The sequence below is a fragment of the Ornithinibacter aureus genome (assembly GCF_009858245.1).
GTDB classification, from domain to species: Bacteria; Actinomycetota; Actinomycetes; order Actinomycetales; family Dermatophilaceae; genus Fodinibacter; species Fodinibacter aureus.
The window spans coordinates 2168384-2184113 of the sequence record NZ_VMSB01000001.1 but is presented as its reverse complement, the minus strand read 5'-3'; the positions used below and the strand labels follow the sequence as shown (position 1 = coordinate 2184113).

Sequence of the window (15730 nt, the reverse complement as noted above, 5' to 3'; positions counted from 1 at the left end):
GATGCGCGCGAAGCGACGGAATCCGTCGCAAGGCGGGCAACGGCATCCGATCTCGGTTGTGCGGTCAGTGCTGGTACGTGCCGTGGATGATCGCCCGACCGAGGGTCTTGAAGGCGAGGTTGAACGACACGACGGCCGGGCTCGCGTCGGCGTCCACCCCGAGCGTCGGGGCGTTCACCGCGTGGACGACGAAGAAGTAGCGGTGCACCTGGTCACCCTCCGGCGGGGCGGCGCCCATGAAGCCGTGCCCGCCGCCGTCGTGGCGCACGTGGAAGGCACCTGCCGGGAGGTCGCCCGAGGCCGTACCCGTGGCGAGCTCGGTGACGTCGGCGGGGACGTCGACGAGCACCCAGTGCCAGAAGCCTGACGGGGTCGGGGCATCGGGGTCGAAGCACGTGATGACGTAGCTCTGCGTGCCCTCGGGGGCGCCGCTCCACGACAGCTGCGGGGAGGTGTTGCCGAGGTGGGCGACCTGGTCGTCCTTCAGGGGAGCGCCGTCGGTGACGTCGATGCTGGTCACCGTGAAGCCGGCGACCCGGGGGAGCAGGTCGTAGGGGTTCGGGGCGACGGGGCGGTCAAGGCTCATCGGGAGCTCCTGTGTCGGCGCTGGTGCGTGCGGCGGGGGCTGTACCCCGACGGTAGCCCTCGATCGGCGCAGCGTGCGGGCTGGGTGGCGGGGCCTTGCTCCGGATGTGCGTCCTTGCTCCCGATGTGCGCTGCTGCAAGGACGCACATCCGCAGTAAGGATCTGCGACTGGAGGAAGGCCCAGCCATCCGGGGCAGCGCATGCGAACGGGGCGCCGACCACCGAAGTGGACGACGCCCCGTGGGCAGTACTGTGGGTCGGCGTCAGCCGTTCACCGCACGCTTGAGCTGTGCGGCAGCCTTGAAGCCGACCGAGGTCGAGGCGGCGATGGCGATCTCCTCGCCCGTCTGCGGGTTGCGACCGGTGCGAGCAGCGCGCTCACGGGTCTCGAACGCGCCGAAGCCGGCGAGACGAACGTCCTCGCCCTTGGCCAGGCTCGCGGCGATGGCGTCGAGCGCCGCGCCGATGACGGCCTCGGCGGTGGCCGCGGAGACGTCGGTGCTCGCGGCGACGGCCTGGGCGATGTCCTTCTTGGTCATGTCACTCCTTGTTGCGATCTTCACTGCTCACGGTGGTGGGCACTGCGGCGCTGTCGAGGGCTTGGTCTGGCCAGGTGCTCCCCCATGCAGCGTCCCGGGCAGCACGGTAGGCCATCGGAGACCTTTTCGTGATGATCTCCCGCCCTACGGACCCGTCGGCGTGGCACACCTCGAGCTGCACGAGCCCCTTTCGAGTCACCGGATGCCGCAGGACCCGACCCGGGGAGGACGTGCCCCGCAGGGCCGGGTCGCGGGTGGCGACGACGTAGGAGAACTTCTCGTCCTCGTGGCCCAGCCGACCGCCCTTGAGCCGGCGGTGCAGCGCCGAGCGGTCGAGCCGCACCGCGAAGTGGCACCAGTCGTCGGCGCGGTCGGCGCGGTCGGCGATCGGGCAGGGCCCGTCCTGCGGGCAGGGGGCGAGCACGTGCCATCCGGCCCGGGTGAGGCGTGACCGGGCTGCGAGCACGGCGGCGTACCCGCGCGGCGTCCCGGGTTCGATGATCAGGAGCGTGGGGGATGCCGTTGCGGCGGCATCGGTAACCGCCTCCTGGAGCGGGTCGGCCAGTTCACCGAGCAGGTAGCTGACGATGGCCAGACCTGCCTGTGGCAGAACGGTGTCGGAGCGCAGGTGGGTGCGCTGCCAGGTGGCTGCGGCCACGGCTGGCGGTCCGTGGCGGGCGATCCGCCGACCCGTTGCCAGGGCATCTGTTGACCCGTCGGCGACTGTTGCGGTGGTGAGGTCCGGGAACGCCTGCGCTACGGCCCAGGTCGCCGCCCCGGTGCCCCCGCCGATGTCGACGACAGAGCCGACGCGCAGGCCGGGCACCAGGTCGGTGGTGTGGCGCACGGCGCGCGTCACCGCGGCCTCGCCCCCGGTGAGCTCGTCGCACTGCTCGGCCCGTCGGGGTGCGGCAAGACGAGGGCCTTGCGCTGCCTGGCCGGCCTCGAGGACGCCGACACCGGAACGATCACCGTCGACGGGCGCGACATCACCTCCGTGCCGACGAACAAGCGCGGCCTCGGGATGGTCTTCCAGGCCTATTCCTTGTTCCCCCACATGACGGCGCGTCAGAACGTTGAGTTCGGGCTGTCGCTGCGCAAGCAGGCTCCGCCGGCCCGGCGGGCCCGAGCCGAGGCGATGCTCGACCTCGTCGGGCTGTCGACCCAGTTGGACAAGTACGCACACCAGATGTCCGGGGGTCAGCAACAGCGGGTCGCCCTCGCCCGGGCGCTCGCGATCGAGCCGAAGGTTCTCCTGCTCGACGAACCGCTGTCCGCCCTGGACGCCAAGGTCCGCGTGCAACTGCGCGACGAGATCCGGCGCATCCAGACCGAGGTCGGCACGACGACCCTCTTCGTCACGCACGACCAGGAGGAGGCGCTCGCCGTCGCCGACCGGGTCGGGGTCATGCGCAGCGGCACGCTCCAGCAGATCGCCGCGCCCGAGGAACTCTACTCCCGGCCGGTCAACGACTTCGTCGCGGACTTCGTCGGCGTGACCAATCGAATGCCGGGAGTCGTCGCCGGAGGGTCCGCCACCGTCCTCGACGTGCCGGTCCCTCTCCTGCCCGGCTCGGCGGACTCGGGTGACGCAACGGTCCTCGTCCGACCCGAGCACCTCGGGGTCGTGGAGGGCGAGCCCAATGCCACCGTCGTGTCCGCCAGCTTCCTCGGGGCACACGGCAAGCTCGTGGTGACTCCGGATGCGGCATCCGAATCGACGGTCGTCGTCCAGTTGCCTGCCGCGTCGGTGACGTCGTACGCCGCGGGTCAGCGTGTCCTGATCCGCCCCACCGGCGCGGCCGGGCTGGCCGTGGCCGCCGCCTGACCCTCATCTCCGCCGCACTGCCTCCACGGGACCGCGGACAGTAGGCTCGGGGGTGACCGAGAGCAGCGCTGCCCTGGACCTGTCCGACCCCGCGACCGACCCCTTCGAGGTCGCCCGCACGGCTGCGGCGGTCGTCGCCGAGCGGACGGGGGTGGAGCGGCATGACGTGGCGCTCGTCCTCGGCTCCGGCTGGGGGCAGACCGGCGATCTCATCGGCGAGACGATCCCGACGATCGACAACACCGACGTGCCCGGCTTCGGCAAGGCGGCCGTCGCGGGTCATGTCCGCCAGATGCGTTCGGTCGCGATCAGCGACACCGGCCGGCGCGCGCTCGTCTATGGGACGCGTACGCACTTCTACGAGGACAAGGGCGTCCGCTCGGTCGTCCACGGTGTCCGCACCGCGGCGGCTGCCGGCTGCACGACGATCGTCATCACCAACGGCTGCGGGGGTCTCCGCGAGGAGTGGGCGCCCGGCACGCCGGTCCTCATCCGAGACCACATCAACCTCACGGCGCACTCCCCCATCGAGGGAGCGAACTTCGTCCACCTCACCGACGTGTACACGCCGCGGCTCCGCGAGGTCGCCAAGGGCATCGATCCCGAGCTCGACGAAGGCGTCTACGTCCAGTTCCGCGGGCCGCACTACGAGACGCCTGCCGAGGTGCAGATGGCGCGCGCCATCGGCGGTGACCTCGTCGGCATGTCGACCTCGCTCGAGGCGATCGCTGCCCGCCAGTCCGGGATGGACGTCCTCGGCATCTCCCTGGTGACCAACGCGGCGGCCGGCATCAGCAAGACGCCGCTGTCGCACCAGGAGGTCATCGAGGCCGGGCAGGCCGCAGCCGAGCGTTGTGGCCGCCGCCTCGCCGCCGTCGTCGCCGCCATCTGAGGAGGAATGCCGTGAGCTCACCTGACGCCGACCTGCTCGCCCGCGCGCGGGACTGGGCCGCCGATGACCCGGATCCACAGACGCGCGCTGAGGTAGACGACCTTGTCGCACACGCGGATTCGGGCGACGCTGCAGCCGTGGAGGACCTCGCCGATCGCTTCTCCGGGATGCTCGAGTTCGGCACGGCCGGCCTGCGGGGCGCCCTGGGAGGGGGCCCGAACCGGATGAACCGCTCGGTCGTCATCCGCGCCGCGGCGGGACTCATCGCCCACCTCAAGAGCACGATCGCCGAGCCGACCGTCGTCATCGGCTTCGACGCCCGCTTCAACTCCGACGTCTTCGCCCGCGACACCGCGGCCGTCGTGACGGCCGCCGGTGGCCATGCCATGGTCCTGCCCCGGCCACTGCCGACGCCGGTCCTGGCCTATTGCATTCGGCACCTCGGCGCGGACGCCGGCGTCATGGTGACCGCGAGCCACAACCCGCCCCAGGACAACGGCTACAAGGTCTATGTCGGACCCTCGCAGATCGTGCCGCCGGTCGACGCCCAGATCGCGAAGATCGTTGCGACCCCTGACATTCGGCTCGCCGACGACGGTTGGGTGACCCTCGACGAGGAGCCTCTCGAGTCCTATCTCGACCAGGTCGCGCAGGTCGTCCGGGACGACGCGCCGCGTGAACTCACGGTCGTCCACACCGCGCTGCACGGAGTCGGCTCCGAGACGGTCGCCCGCGCCTTCGTGGCGGCCGGATTCGCAGCTCCCATCCCCGTCGAGAGCCAGGCCCAGCCGGACCCGACCTTCCCGACCGTGTCCTTCCCCAATCCCGAGGAGCCGGGCGCGATGGACGCGGCCCTCGAACTCGCCGAGCAGACCGGCCCGGACGTCGTCATCGCCAACGACCCCGACGCCGACCGGTGCGCCGTCGCGATCCCCGGCCCCGGCGGCTGGCGAATGCTGCGTGGCGACGAGGTCGGCGCGCTCCTCGGCTCCCACGTGCTGGCGCGCGGCGTCGCCGAGGGCGGCGTCTTCGCCAACTCGATCGTGTCCTCCCGCCTGCTCGCCGCCATCGCCGCGAGCGGCGACGTCCCCCATGAGGAGACGCTCACCGGCTTCAAGTGGATCAGCCGTGTCCCCGGCCTCGCCTACGGCTACGAGGAGGCGCTCGGCTACTGCGTCGACCCCGACGAGGTCGCGGACAAGGACGGGGTGAGCGCCGCCCTGCTCGTCGCCGAACTCGCTACTGCCCTCAAGACCGATTGGAAGGGCCTGGCGGACCGGCTCGACGACCTCGCCCGCGAGCACGTCGTCCACGCGACCGACTCCTTCTCGGTGCGCGTGGCCGACCTGGCCCTCATCGACATGGTCATGGAGCGCCTGCGCTCGGCTCCGCCGCAGGTCGTCGCCGGTGTCGCCGTCGACCGCCTCGACGACCTCGCTCGGGGCGACGGGGGACTCCCGCCGACCGAGGGCCTGCGCTGGTACCTCGCCGACGCCTCCCGGATCATCGTCCGCCCGAGCGGCACAGAGCCCAAGCTCAAGGTCTACCTCGAGGTCATCGAGCCGGTCATGGACGAGGACCTGCGCGCGGCCCGCGAGCGCGCCACCGACCGGCTCGCCGGCATTCGCGCGGCCTTCGAGGACCTGACCCAGGTCTAGGCAAGCGGGTTGACCCACCGGACCTCGGGGAAGCGCGCGAAGTCCGAGTCCGCGGAGACGAGTTCGACGCCGTACTCGATCGCCAATGCGGCCAGTTGAGCATCGGGCACGAGATTGCCGGTGACATGACGCCGGGTCGCAAGCTGGCGGTAGAGGACCGCGGTCCGCTCCGTCGCCGGCGGGACCCACGTGGGTTCGGCAGCGAGCCAATCGACCGGCTCACCGGAACTCGCGCCACCTTAAGACGAACTCACGCTGAGCTGAAGTACCTGGCGAGGACTTGAACATCCCAACCAAGTGACAGCCGAGCATGTCCAGGACGAGGGCGGCATCCCACTCCGGCGTGCCTCATGTCAAGGTGCCCGCCCAACGCCCAATACGTACCGAACGGCCCCGAACTCGAACGAGTACTCCAAGACGCCAAAACACCTACGGACACCTCTTCACCTACACGCCCATCCCGGAGAAGGCCCAAGGGTGAAGGTGGGCGCCGTCGACGGCCTCGACCGGCTGACCAGCATTCGTGCCGCCTTCGAGGACCTGAGCCGGATCTGAATGCTCGCAATCGCGGTGTCGCTCCGCCCGCCTGGGCACATTCGACTGGCAGAGTGACCGCGAGGGTCCCGCGCAGGGCAGGCCCCACGACACAGGGAGCACACATGCAGAACCGTTTCACCGTAATCGCCGGTGCGTTGACCATCCTCACCGCCGTCCTCGGCGTGCTGACCGGGATCGGCACGATCGGGAGCGTCTGGCCCGTCGCGATCGCCGGCGTCCTGTCCGGACTCTGGTGGGCCTTCGGCCGGAAGATCCTGCCCGAGGAGTTCGCGGCCGATCGCGCGGCCAAGGCCGAGCGGACTGCCCAGCGCGCAGCCGAGCGCGGCTGACGACAACCGCAGACCACTCAGGGCACCGGCGCTGCTGGAGCCCTGAGTCGTCCCCGCTCTCCGGATGTGCAGAGCGGTTGGGTCTGCGCTCCAAGAGGGTGGCGCATCGGCGCCCACGTCCTAGACTCGCCGAGTGCCTCCCACGACCGACACCGCCGTCGACGCGACGGCCCGCGCCCGGGATTTCCTCGGAGTGCAGTGCCTGACCAATCACGCCCTGACCACGTGGCTCCACGGCCTCCCCGGAGTCGACCAGGTCGGCTGCGAGGGCCGGGCTGCCGCACTCGGCACGCGGAGCATCAAGGCCGACTCCAAGCGCTGGGCCATCGACACCGCGATCTCGATGATCGACCTCACGACCCTCGAGGGCGCCGACACCCACGGCAAGGTCCGCGGCCTCGCGACCCGCGCACTCACGCCCGACCCCGCCGACCTCACGACCCCACGCCCCGCAGCGGTCTGTGTCTACGGGGACATGGTCGCCACCGCCAAGGAGGTCCTCGGGGACTCCGGCGTCAAGGTGGCAGCCGTCGCGACGGCATTCCCCAGCGGGCGCGCATCGATGGCGGTCAAGCTCGCCGACACCCGCGACGCGGTCGCGGCCGGCGCCGACGAGATCGACATGGTCATCGACCGGGCGCCTTCCTCTCCGGCGACTACCTCACCGTCTTCCACCAGATCGCGGACGTCAAGGCGGCCTGCGGCGAGGCCCGACTCAAGGTCATCATGGAGACCGGCGAGCTCGTGACCTATGACAACGTCCGCCGCGCCAGCTGGCTGTCGATGCTGGCCGGTGGCGACTTCATCAAGACGAGCACCGGCAAGATCTCCCCCGCCGCGACGCTGCCCGTCACGCTCATCATGCTCGAGGCGGTCCGTGGCGGGCGATCCGCCGACCCGTTGCCAGGGCATCTGTTGACCCGTCGGCGACTGTTGCGGTGGTGAGGTCCGGGAACGCCTGCGCCACGGCCCAGGTCGCCGCCCCGGTGCCCCCGCCGATGTCGACGACAGAGCCGACGCGCAGGCCGGGCACCAGGTCGGTGGTGTGGCGCACGGCGCGCGTCACCGCGGCGTGCGTGGCCGGCATCCGGTACGCCGCGTAGGCGGCGGCCGTGGTCGGGTCGTGCAGGACCTGGGCCGTCGGCGGGGTGCCGCTGCGGTAGGCCTCGATGAGGGATGCCGTGGCGCGCCGCAGGGCGTCGGCCGGAAGCCCGTCGAGCACGGCCTCGAGGGCCGGGGCGAGGCTGGGGGTGAAGGGGCTCGGCACGCGCACATTGTGCCGCCAGCGGGATGATCGCGAGGAGTTGCGGCGTTCTGGCTGAGTACACGGTGTCGCGGAATATACCCGTAGGGGTATGCTGTTGACGTCGCTGGACCCCAGCCGACCATCACTTCAGGAGTGTTCACCATGGCCACCGTCGAGCTCACCGCCGACACCTTCGAGAAGACCATCACGACGAGCGACATCGTGCTCGTCGACTGGTGGGCGGCGTGGTGCGGCCCGTGCCGCCAGTTCGCGCCGACCTACGAGAGGTCGAGCGAGAAGCACGGCGACGTCGTCTTCGGCAAGGTCGACACCGAGGCCGAGCAGGCCCTCGCCGGCGCCGCGCAGATCACCTCGATCCCCACGATCATGGCCTTCCGCGAGGGTGTCCTCGTCTACCGTCAGGCCGGGGCGCTGCCGCCGGCCGGCCTCGAGCAGGTCATCGACGGCATCAAGGCCCTGGACATGGACGACGTCCGTGCCCAGATGCAGGCCCAGGCCCAGCAGGCCCAGGCCTGACCCAGCAATCCGACCCCGTTCGATCTGAGAGAAAAGGCCCCGGCATGGAGCTCAACCCCGACGAGATGCAGGCGATCGTCAAGCGCCTCAAGCGCGCCCAGGGCCAGATCGGCGGCATCCTCAAGATGATCGACGACGGCCGCGAGTGCCAGGACATCGTCACCCAGCTGGCGGCGGTCTCCAAGGCCGTGGACCGGGCCGGGTTCGCCGTCATCGCGCTCGGCCTGCGCCAGTGCATCAGCGACCCCGACTCCCACGAGATGGACGTCGACTCCATGGAGAAGCTCTTCCTCTCGCTGGCGTGATCCTCGGGGATCGGTGGGGGCGCTGACCGCCCGTACCCCGAGTGACCTATTAGTCGATCTCGGTACGCCGGGTCAGGCGGGCGTCACGTGTGCGCGGATGCCGGCGTTCCAGGTGCGGTAGCCGCCGTCGAGGTTGCGCACGTCTCTTCCGTGCTGGGTCAGGATCCGCGCTGCCGTGTGCCCGCGCACCCCGACCGCGCAGTGCACGATGACCGGGCCGTCGGGGATCTCGCCGAGGCGATCCCGAAGCTCGTTCACCGGGATGTGCACCGACCCCTCGATCGAGCGCCCACCCGAGCGCTCCGAGGCCTCGCGCACGTCCACGATCACGGCCCCCGCGGCCACGGCATCCGCCACCTCGTGCCACTGGATCGACCGGCTCGTGCCGGTGCGCAGGTTCTGCGCGATGTGCCCGAGCATGTTGACCGGGTCCTTCGCCGACGAGAACGCCGGCGCGTAGGCGAGTTCGAGATCGGCCAGGGCGCTCGCCGGCAGCCGCCCCGCCATGGCGGTCGCGATGACGTCGATGCGCTTGTCGACGCCTGACTCACCGACCCCCTGGGCACCGATGATCTCGTCGGTGTGCGGGTCCACGAGCAACTTCAGCGCGATCGTGTCGGCGCCCGGGTAGTACGTCGCGTGGGATGCCGGGTGCGTGTGGATGGCGCGCACGTCCCGTCCCGCGGCTCGCAGCCGCTTCTCCGACCACCCGGTCGACGCGATCTGGAGCCCGAGGACGCCGACGATCGCGGTCCCGAGCACGGGTCGGTTGCGCGCTGCCTGACCTGCGATGACGTCAGCGGCTCGACGGCCCTGGAGGTTCGCGGTGTTGGCGAGGGGGATGAGCGCTGCGGTGCCGTCGACGGCATCCGTCTTCTCGACCGCGTCACCGACGGCGAGGATGGCGGGGTCGCTCGTGCGCAACTGGTCGTCGACGAGGATGCCGCCGCGCTCGCCGATCGCGAGCCCGGCCTGCTCGGCGAGCGTGGTCTCCGGACGCACACCGATGGCGGCGACGACGAGGTCGGCAGAGAGGGTGTCGCCGGTGGTGAGGGTGACGTCGTGCGGGCCGATCGCCGCGACCGCCGAACCGAGGCGCAGGTCGATGCCGTGGGCGCGCATCCGGTCGTGGACCGGCGTCGCCATCTCGGGGTCGATGGGTGCCATGACCTGGTCGGTCGCCTCGACGACGGCCACGTTCAGGCCCAGGTGCACGAGGTTCTCGGCGACCTCGACGCCGATGAAGCCGCCTCCGACGACCACGGCGTCACGTGCGGTGGCCGCGGCCGCCACGAGGGCGTCGGTGTCCTCGACGTCGCGCAGCGACAGGGCGCGCTCGATGCCGGGAATCGGGGGTCGAATCGCGCGGGCGCCGGTGGAGAGGAGGAGGTGGTCGTAGGGCAGCTCGAGGTCGGCGCCCGTGTCGAGGTTGCGGACGGTGACGACGTGGCGGGCCCGGTCGATCGACAGCACCTCGTGGTGCACCCGGACGTCGAGGGCGAAGCGGTCGTGCAGCGTCTGCGGGGTCTGCAGCAACAGGTCGCTGCGCTTCTCGATGACGCCGCCCACGTGGTACGGAAGGCCGCAGTTGGCGTAGGACACGTGGCCGCTGCGCTCCAGGACGGTGATCTCAGCGTTCTCGGACAGGCGGCGCAGGCGGGTCGCCGCGCTCATGCCGCCGGCGACACCCCCGATGACGATGACTCTCATGATGCCGAACAATACCCCGTGGGGTATAGTTGTCCGACATCACCCCCCCACCTCGAGGAGAACCCGGCATGTGCCGAGCAGTGACCTGCCGCAAGTGCGGCAAGACGACCTGGGCCGGCTGCGGCCAGCACGTCGACAGCGTGATGCGCGGTGTTCCGTCCAGCGACCGCTGCAAGGGCCACGAGGGCGAGCCGAGCACCGGCTTCTTCGCCAAGCTCTTCGGCCGCTGACCCGAGGCTCTGCGGACTCATTGCGCACCAGCCACCGTCACCGGTGACCGCGAGGTCCCGGTGACGGTGGCTGATGTGCAAGAAGTCGGTGTTTCAGGACGAGCCGGGGGTGGCCGAGCCCATCACGAACCAGCTCGCCGGTGACGTGACCGCGTCGAGGTAGCCCTCGTGCGCGGTGTCGACCTCGAACCCGGCGCCGCGCACCAGTCCGAGGATGTCGCGATCGACGTGGCAGCCCCCGGCCACCCGGCCCCACACCGGCTGGATCGCGCGCTGCACCCGCGCCATTCGCGGGCTCGCTGCCAGCGCATGTTCCACGAAGCGGAATGACCCCCCGGGCCGCAGCACCCGGCGCACCTCGGCCAGCGCCCCGTCGAGGTCCGGGATCGTGCACAGCGACCACGTCGACACGACCGTGTCGACGCTCTCGGGCGCCAGGGGCAGGGAGGCGGCGTCCTGCGAGACCCGCTCGACCGGCATCCGGGATGCCGTGAGTCGATCCGCGGCCATCTCCCACGCGAGGTCCGACGGGTCGACGGCCAGCACGCGGGTCACGGAGTCCGGGTAGAACGGCAGGGTGCGCCCCGAGCCGAAGCCCAGTTCGAGCACCACCCCGCAGGCATGACCGCAGACCTGCTCGCGCCACGGCCCGGCGAGCCGGTCGTCGAGCGACCGGTCGACCAGTCGCGGGACGACCCGGTCCGTCCACCACTGCCGCGGTCCTGTCATCGCGCCATTGTGTCGCCGACTCCCCGACCTTTCCTGCGAGTGCCCGCCCGAATCGCTGTTGTGCGGCGTGTCGGGCGGCTCCACGCAGGAAAGGTCGGGAAGGCGTGGGGGGTCAGCGGGTGGGGTCGATGAGCACGATGCCGCGCGACGGCGTCGAGCCCATCGCCACGAGTGCGGAGCCTGCGTCCTCGAGTCCGAGCGGCTCACCCGGCGCGATCATCGCGCGCAGGTCCAGGCGCCGGCTCGCGATGTCGTCGAGCAGGGCGGGGTAGTCGGCCGCCGCCATGCCGTGGCTGCCGAGCACGTCGAGCTCCCAGCCGATGACCCGCTCCATCGGGATGTCGGCGCGACCCGCTGCGGGGGGCAGCAGGCCGACCTGGACGTGCCGCCCCCGACGGGCCAGGGACAGGATGCCGGTGCGGCACGCCTCGGGGGACCCGAGCGCGTCGATGCTCACGTCGGCGCCCCCGCCCGACCAGTGCGCCACGGCCGCGACCACCTTGTCGGGGCCGATCGAGGCGTCGACGACCTCGTCGGCACCCTGGTCCAGCGCCCGGTCGAGCGATGCGGCGGAGACGTCGACCGCGCAGACCCGCGCACCCCGGCTGCGGGCCACGGCCACGGCGGCCAGGCCGACCCCGCCGGCACCGATGACGACGACGCTCTCGCCGCCCAGCACGTTCGCGCGTGCGGCCACCGCCCGGTAGGCCGTGGCGACGCGGCACCCGAGGCCCGCCGCCATGGCCGGGTCGAGACCCTCGGGCAGCGCGACGAGGTTGGTCGCGGCGGCGTGCACGACGACGAGCTCGGCGAACGAGCCGGGGTCGGTGAACCCGGGCTGGCGCTGGTTCGGGCAGACCTGGCCGGCGCCCGCGTCGCACACGGCGCACGCACCGCAGGCGAAGACGAAGGGGGCGGTGACGGCGCGACCCAGCCACCCGGCATCCACCCCCTCGCCGACGGCCTCGACGACTCCGGCGAACTCGTGGCCCGGGGTGTGGGGAAAGGTCGCGATGTCGCTGTCGTGGCCCATCCAGCCGTGCCAGTCGCTGCGGCACAGGCCGCTCGCGGTGACGCGCACGACGGCTCCGCCGGGCGGTGCGACCGGGTCGGGGAGGGTGGTCACCACGGGGGTGGCGCCGAACGCGGCGTAGGTCAGGGCTCGCATGCGCCAACCCTGCCATCTGGTCGGGGTTCGTCGGGAGGCCGCCCGCGCAGGGGTACTGCTGGAAGCCGTTGCGGCGGTGAAGGGATTCCTTCGCCGCCGCAACGACTTCTCCAGGGACTCCTGTCGACCGGAGTCAGGCCCTGTTGGCTCCTGGCCTCAGGATGCCGTGGCGTGTGCCCGCTCCCACGCGCCGTAGCCGCCGAGGATGTCGGAGACGTCGGCGAAGCCCTGGGCCCGCAGCAGGCTCGCGGCGACGCTGCTGCGCCACCCACCCGCGCAGTAGGTGACCACCGGGCGGCTCGGGTCGAGCTCGCCCGACCGGCGCGCCAGCTCGGCGAGGGGGATGTGGGTCGCCCCGGCCACCCCGCCGGCCTCGAGCTCGCCGGCGTTGCGGATGTCGACGACCTGCACCTCGTCGCGGGCGAACGCGGCATCGGCCTCGGCGACGGTGAGGCGGCTGGCCCGGGTCACGTCGTCCTGGTGGGCCAGGAAGTACGCCTCGGGGTCGGCGACGTAGCCGACGACGTGGTCGAAGCCGATACGGGCGAACCGGGTCGCGACCTCCTGCTCGACCCCCTCGGGGGCGATGACGACGACCTGCTGCTCCGGCGTGAACACCATGCCGACGGTCTCGGCCATCCGGCCGTCCGCGGGCACGTTGACCGAACCGCGCAGGTGGGCCGCGGCGAACTCCTGCACCTCACGGGCATCGTGGACGACCGCACCCGCTGCGAGGGCCGCCTCGACCTGCTCGGCCGTGAGGGCCGGCACCGCGGCGTCGAGGTCGCGCACGTCGCGCTCCTGCTTGTTCAGGGTCGCGTTGTAGATGAAGTAGGCCGGGGCGCTGGGCTGGCCCTCGGTGACCACCGCGACGAACTCCTCCTGCGACATCGGCTGGCACGCGTAGTTGAAGGCGCGCTGCTCGCCGATGGTCGACTGCGTCTCGGTGGACAGGTTCTTGCCGCACGCCGATCCGGCACCGTGGGCCGGGAAGACGCGCACGGCATCCGGCAGGCCCATGAGCTTGCGCTGGATGGAGTCGTAGAGCATGACGCCGAGCTCGTCGGCGGTCACCCCGACGGAGGCGAGCAGGTCGGGGCGGCCGACGTCGCCGATGAAGAGCGCGTCGCCGGTGAGGACGCCGTAGGCCACCTCGTCGTCGGCGTGCTCGTACACGAGGACGGAGATCGACTCGGGCGTGTGGCCGGGGGTGGCCATGATCTCGAGGGTCACGTCACCGAGCGAGATGCGCTCGCCGTCGGCGAGGTGGCGCACCGGGAAGTCGGCGACGGCGGCCTCGCCGTACCCGATCCACGCGCCCGTCTCGCGGGCGAGCTCGAGGTGGCCGGACACGAAGTCGGCGTGGAAGTGGGTGTTGAGGACGCCGACGATCGTCAGGCCCTGCGCGCGGGCGTCGTCGAGGTACTCCGCGACGTCACGGCGGGGGTCGACGACGACGGCCTGGCCGGTGGACTCGTCGGCCACGAGGTAGGAGGCCTGGGACAGGCAGTCGAGGTAGTACTGGGTGAAGATCACGCAATCCTCCAGGGATGGCTACGAGTGGAGTGTGGTCGATGTGCTCAACAGATACCCTAGGGGGTATATTTCCATGGAGCAACCCACCCGCTCCACCCAGCCCTCCTGGAGGCCGCCATGACCGCCCGCACCGCCCGCTCTGCCCGCACCGGCACCCTCGTCCTCGTGTCCGCCCTGGCGGCCGCGTCCCTCACCCTGGCGGGGTGCTCGAGCGGCTCCGGCTCCGACGCGTCGGTCACGGCCGGCCCGACCGCCGCCACCGCTCCGGCCAGTGGCGCCGAACTCGATGCGGCGGGCTTCGCGGCGGCGCTCAAGCTGCCCGGCACGACGATCATCGACGTGCGCACGCCGGCGGAGTTCGCCGAGGGTCACCTGCCGGGGGCCGTCAACATCGACATCGCGTCGCCCGACTTCTCCGCCCAGGTCTCGGCCCTGGACCCCAGTGCCCCGTATGCCGTGTACTGCCGCTCCGGCAACCGCTCGGCCAGCGCACTGTCCGAGATGGCTGCGGTCGGGATGACCGGCGCCTACCACCTCGGTGGTGGCATCGGTGCCTGGCAGGGCGCCGGCGGCGAGGTCGTCACCGGCTGACCGCGGCTCGGCCGGATGGCTGCGGGTCACGGTTGGGACACGACGGGCGGCAATCGCTGGACGACCCACCCCCGGCTGTGACCACAAGGGTGCGTGGTGGATGGGAGCGCTCCCATGGAGCACACGGATGCCGGCCCTCGGGTCGGCGCCGCCCGTCCCGAGCCGTCTGGCACCCGTGCCGGGGCCGTCCGGGAACCCGGCACCGGCATGGGAGCCAGACGGCCGCCCACCATCGAGGAGGTCGCCCGCCTCGCCGGCGTGGGGCGTGGCACAGCATCCCGGGTGGTCAACGGCTCACCCCAGGTCAGCGCTGCCACGAGGGATGCCGTCAACCGCGCCGTCGAGGCGCTGGGCTACGTGCCCAACCGGGCCGCGCGCTCGCTGGTCACCCGGCGCACCGACATCGTCGCCCTCGTCGTCTCCGAGAGCGGCGACCGCATCTTCGGGGAGCCCTACTTCGCGGCGGCCGTGCGGGGGATCGGCGAGCGGATCGCGCAGTCGCCCTACCAGCTCGTCCTCACGATGGCGGGCAGCCAGCGTGAACGCGGTCGGGTGGCCGACTACCTCACCGACCAGTACGTCGACGGGGTGCTCCTGCTGTCGCTGCACGGCCCCGAGGACCTGCCCACCATCGTCGAGTCGCGCGGGGTGCCGACGGTCTGCGGGGGCCGCGTGCCCGGCATCCAGCCCGCGTGCGTCGTCGATGTCGACAACCGCTCGGGGGGCTTCTCCGCCGTCGAGCACCTGCTCGCACGGGGGCGACGGCGGATCGCCGTGCTCACCGGGCCGCGGGACATGGCGTCGGGCCTGGACCGTCTCGAGGGCGCCCGCGATGCCCTGGCCGCCGCGGGCCTGCCAGCGGACACCCTCATCGTCGAACCGGGCGACTACAGCGAGGCCAGTGGCGAGGTCGCGATGCGCCAGGTGCTCCTCGCCGGACCCACCCCGGATGCCGTGTTCGCGGCTTCCGATCTCATGGCGATGGGTGCGCTTCGCGTCCTTCGTGGGGCGGGGCTCAGCGTGCCGGGGGACGTCGCCGTCGTCGGGTTCGACGACTCGCCGGTGTGCCGTCACACCGAGCCGGGGCTGACGAGCGTGCACCAGCCCGTCGAGGAGATGGGGCGCGTGATGGCCGACCTGTTGCTCGCCCGGCTGGCGGGGGAGTCGCCACCGGCCCAGACCGTGCTGCCGACCCGGCTCGTCGAGCGCGGCTCGACGTAACTGGGGCTGATGTGGGCGCCCAAAGTGACGGGTGATGACGACCGGGTGCCGGGCTACGCCTGTCGCT

At 71.7% G+C, this 15730-nt stretch carries 17 protein-coding genes and 2 pseudogenes; 10 read left to right on the top strand and 9 right to left on the bottom strand.

What is annotated here, in order from left to right:
• Window positions 1–64: 64 nt before the first annotated feature.
• From C8E84_RS10420 to C8E84_RS10410, 3 genes are all read right to left on the bottom strand, one after another.
• Window positions 65–586: a YbhB/YbcL family Raf kinase inhibitor-like protein gene (locus C8E84_RS10420; protein ID WP_159901931.1), complete on the bottom strand. Its 522-nt coding sequence runs from the start codon at window positions 584–586 to the stop codon at window positions 65–67.
• Between the two features lie 263 nt (window positions 587–849).
• A complete protein-coding gene (locus C8E84_RS10415) occupies window positions 850–1125 on the bottom strand; it encodes an HU family DNA-binding protein (protein ID WP_159901929.1) in 276 nt (91 codons plus the stop codon).
• Between the two features lies 1 nt (window position 1126).
• Entirely contained in the window at window positions 1127–1972 is an 846-nt protein-coding gene (locus C8E84_RS10410; protein ID WP_159901927.1) for a small ribosomal subunit Rsm22 family protein, read from the bottom strand.
• Between C8E84_RS10410 and C8E84_RS10405 the strand changes: the two genes are divergently transcribed.
• Genes C8E84_RS10405 through C8E84_RS10395 form a run of 3 tightly spaced genes read left to right on the top strand, consistent with a single transcriptional unit; the run spans window position 1964 to window position 5503 of the window.
• Window positions 1964–2953, top strand: coding sequence for an ABC transporter ATP-binding protein (locus tag C8E84_RS10405; RefSeq protein ID WP_246196883.1), 990 nt, complete (start codon window positions 1964–1966; stop codon window positions 2951–2953). The genes C8E84_RS10410 and C8E84_RS10405 overlap by 9 nt on opposite strands.
• A gap of 52 nt (window positions 2954–3005) precedes the next feature.
• Window positions 3006–3845, top strand: a complete 840-nt coding sequence (locus tag C8E84_RS10400; RefSeq protein WP_159901925.1) for a purine-nucleoside phosphorylase — start codon at window positions 3006–3008, stop codon at window positions 3843–3845.
• A gap of 11 nt (window positions 3846–3856) precedes the next feature.
• A complete protein-coding gene (locus C8E84_RS10395; RefSeq protein WP_159901923.1) occupies window positions 3857–5503 on the top strand; it encodes a phospho-sugar mutase in 1647 nt (548 codons plus the stop codon).
• Here the strand turns inward: C8E84_RS10395 and C8E84_RS10390 are convergent.
• Window positions 5500–5670, bottom strand: a pseudogene (locus C8E84_RS10390) (PIN domain-containing protein); the annotation flags it as partial. The gene C8E84_RS10395 and the pseudogene C8E84_RS10390 sit on opposite strands and share 4 nt — an antisense overlap.
• Before the next feature lie 492 nt (window positions 5671–6162).
• Here C8E84_RS10390 and C8E84_RS10385 point away from each other — a divergent pair.
• Window positions 6163–6390 (top strand): hypothetical protein, encoded by a 228-nt coding sequence (locus C8E84_RS10385; RefSeq protein WP_159901921.1) that lies wholly within the window; start codon window positions 6163–6165, stop codon window positions 6388–6390.
• Between the two features lie 193 nt (window positions 6391–6583).
• Window positions 6584–7269: pseudogene (deoC, locus tag C8E84_RS10380) on the top strand (deoxyribose-phosphate aldolase); the annotation flags it as partial.
• Here deoC and C8E84_RS18090 read toward each other — a convergent pair.
• Complete coding sequence (locus tag C8E84_RS18090; protein ID WP_246197068.1) at window positions 7250–7477, bottom strand: small ribosomal subunit Rsm22 family protein; 228 nt, start codon at window positions 7475–7477, stop codon at window positions 7250–7252. The pseudogene deoC and the gene C8E84_RS18090 overlap by 20 nt on opposite strands.
• Window positions 7478–7798: 321 nt before the next feature.
• On the opposite strand from C8E84_RS18090, the gene trxA reads away from it, so the two are divergent.
• Both trxA and C8E84_RS10365 read left to right on the top strand, forming a co-directional pair.
• Entirely contained in the window at window positions 7799–8173 is a 375-nt protein-coding gene (gene trxA / locus C8E84_RS10370) for a thioredoxin (RefSeq protein WP_159901917.1), read from the top strand.
• A 44-nt stretch (window positions 8174–8217) separates the two neighbouring features.
• On the top strand, window positions 8218–8478 hold the full coding sequence (locus C8E84_RS10365) for a metal-sensitive transcriptional regulator (RefSeq protein ID WP_159901915.1): 261 nt from the start codon (window positions 8218–8220) through the stop codon (window positions 8476–8478).
• Window positions 8479–8550: 72 nt separating this feature from the next.
• Here C8E84_RS10365 and C8E84_RS10360 read toward each other — a convergent pair whose 3' ends face one another.
• Window positions 8551–10188, bottom strand: a complete 1638-nt coding sequence (locus tag C8E84_RS10360) for an FAD-dependent oxidoreductase (protein WP_159901902.1) — start codon at window positions 10186–10188, stop codon at window positions 8551–8553.
• Between the two features lie 68 nt (window positions 10189–10256).
• Between C8E84_RS10360 and C8E84_RS10355 the strand changes: the two genes are divergently transcribed.
• Window positions 10257–10418, top strand: coding sequence for a hypothetical protein (locus tag C8E84_RS10355; protein ID WP_159901900.1), 162 nt, complete (start codon window positions 10257–10259; stop codon window positions 10416–10418).
• A gap of 93 nt (window positions 10419–10511) precedes the next feature.
• Here C8E84_RS10355 and C8E84_RS10350 read toward each other — a convergent pair whose 3' ends face one another.
• From C8E84_RS10350 to C8E84_RS10340, 3 genes are all read right to left on the bottom strand, one after another.
• Window positions 10512–11147 carry a class I SAM-dependent methyltransferase gene (locus tag C8E84_RS10350; RefSeq protein WP_159901898.1) on the bottom strand — a complete coding sequence of 212 codons (636 nt, stop codon included), beginning with the start codon at window positions 11145–11147 and terminating at the stop codon, window positions 10512–10514.
• Window positions 11148–11259: 112 nt separating this feature from the next.
• Complete coding sequence (locus C8E84_RS10345; RefSeq protein WP_159901896.1) at window positions 11260–12315, bottom strand: zinc-binding dehydrogenase; 1056 nt, start codon at window positions 12313–12315, stop codon at window positions 11260–11262.
• A 156-nt stretch (window positions 12316–12471) separates the two neighbouring features.
• Window positions 12472–13851, bottom strand: coding sequence for an MBL fold metallo-hydrolase (locus tag C8E84_RS10340; protein WP_159901894.1), 1380 nt, complete (start codon window positions 13849–13851; stop codon window positions 12472–12474).
• Window positions 13852–13968: 117 nt separating this feature from the next.
• Here C8E84_RS10340 and C8E84_RS10335 point away from each other — a divergent pair, with 117 nt between their 5' ends.
• On the top strand, window positions 13969–14442 hold the full coding sequence (locus C8E84_RS10335) for a rhodanese-like domain-containing protein (protein ID WP_159901892.1): 474 nt from the start codon (window positions 13969–13971) through the stop codon (window positions 14440–14442).
• A gap of 96 nt (window positions 14443–14538) precedes the next feature.
• Window positions 14539–15663: a LacI family DNA-binding transcriptional regulator gene (locus tag C8E84_RS10330; protein ID WP_246196882.1), complete on the top strand. Its 1125-nt coding sequence runs from the start codon at window positions 14539–14541 to the stop codon at window positions 15661–15663.
• Window positions 15664–15730 lie beyond the last annotated feature (67 nt).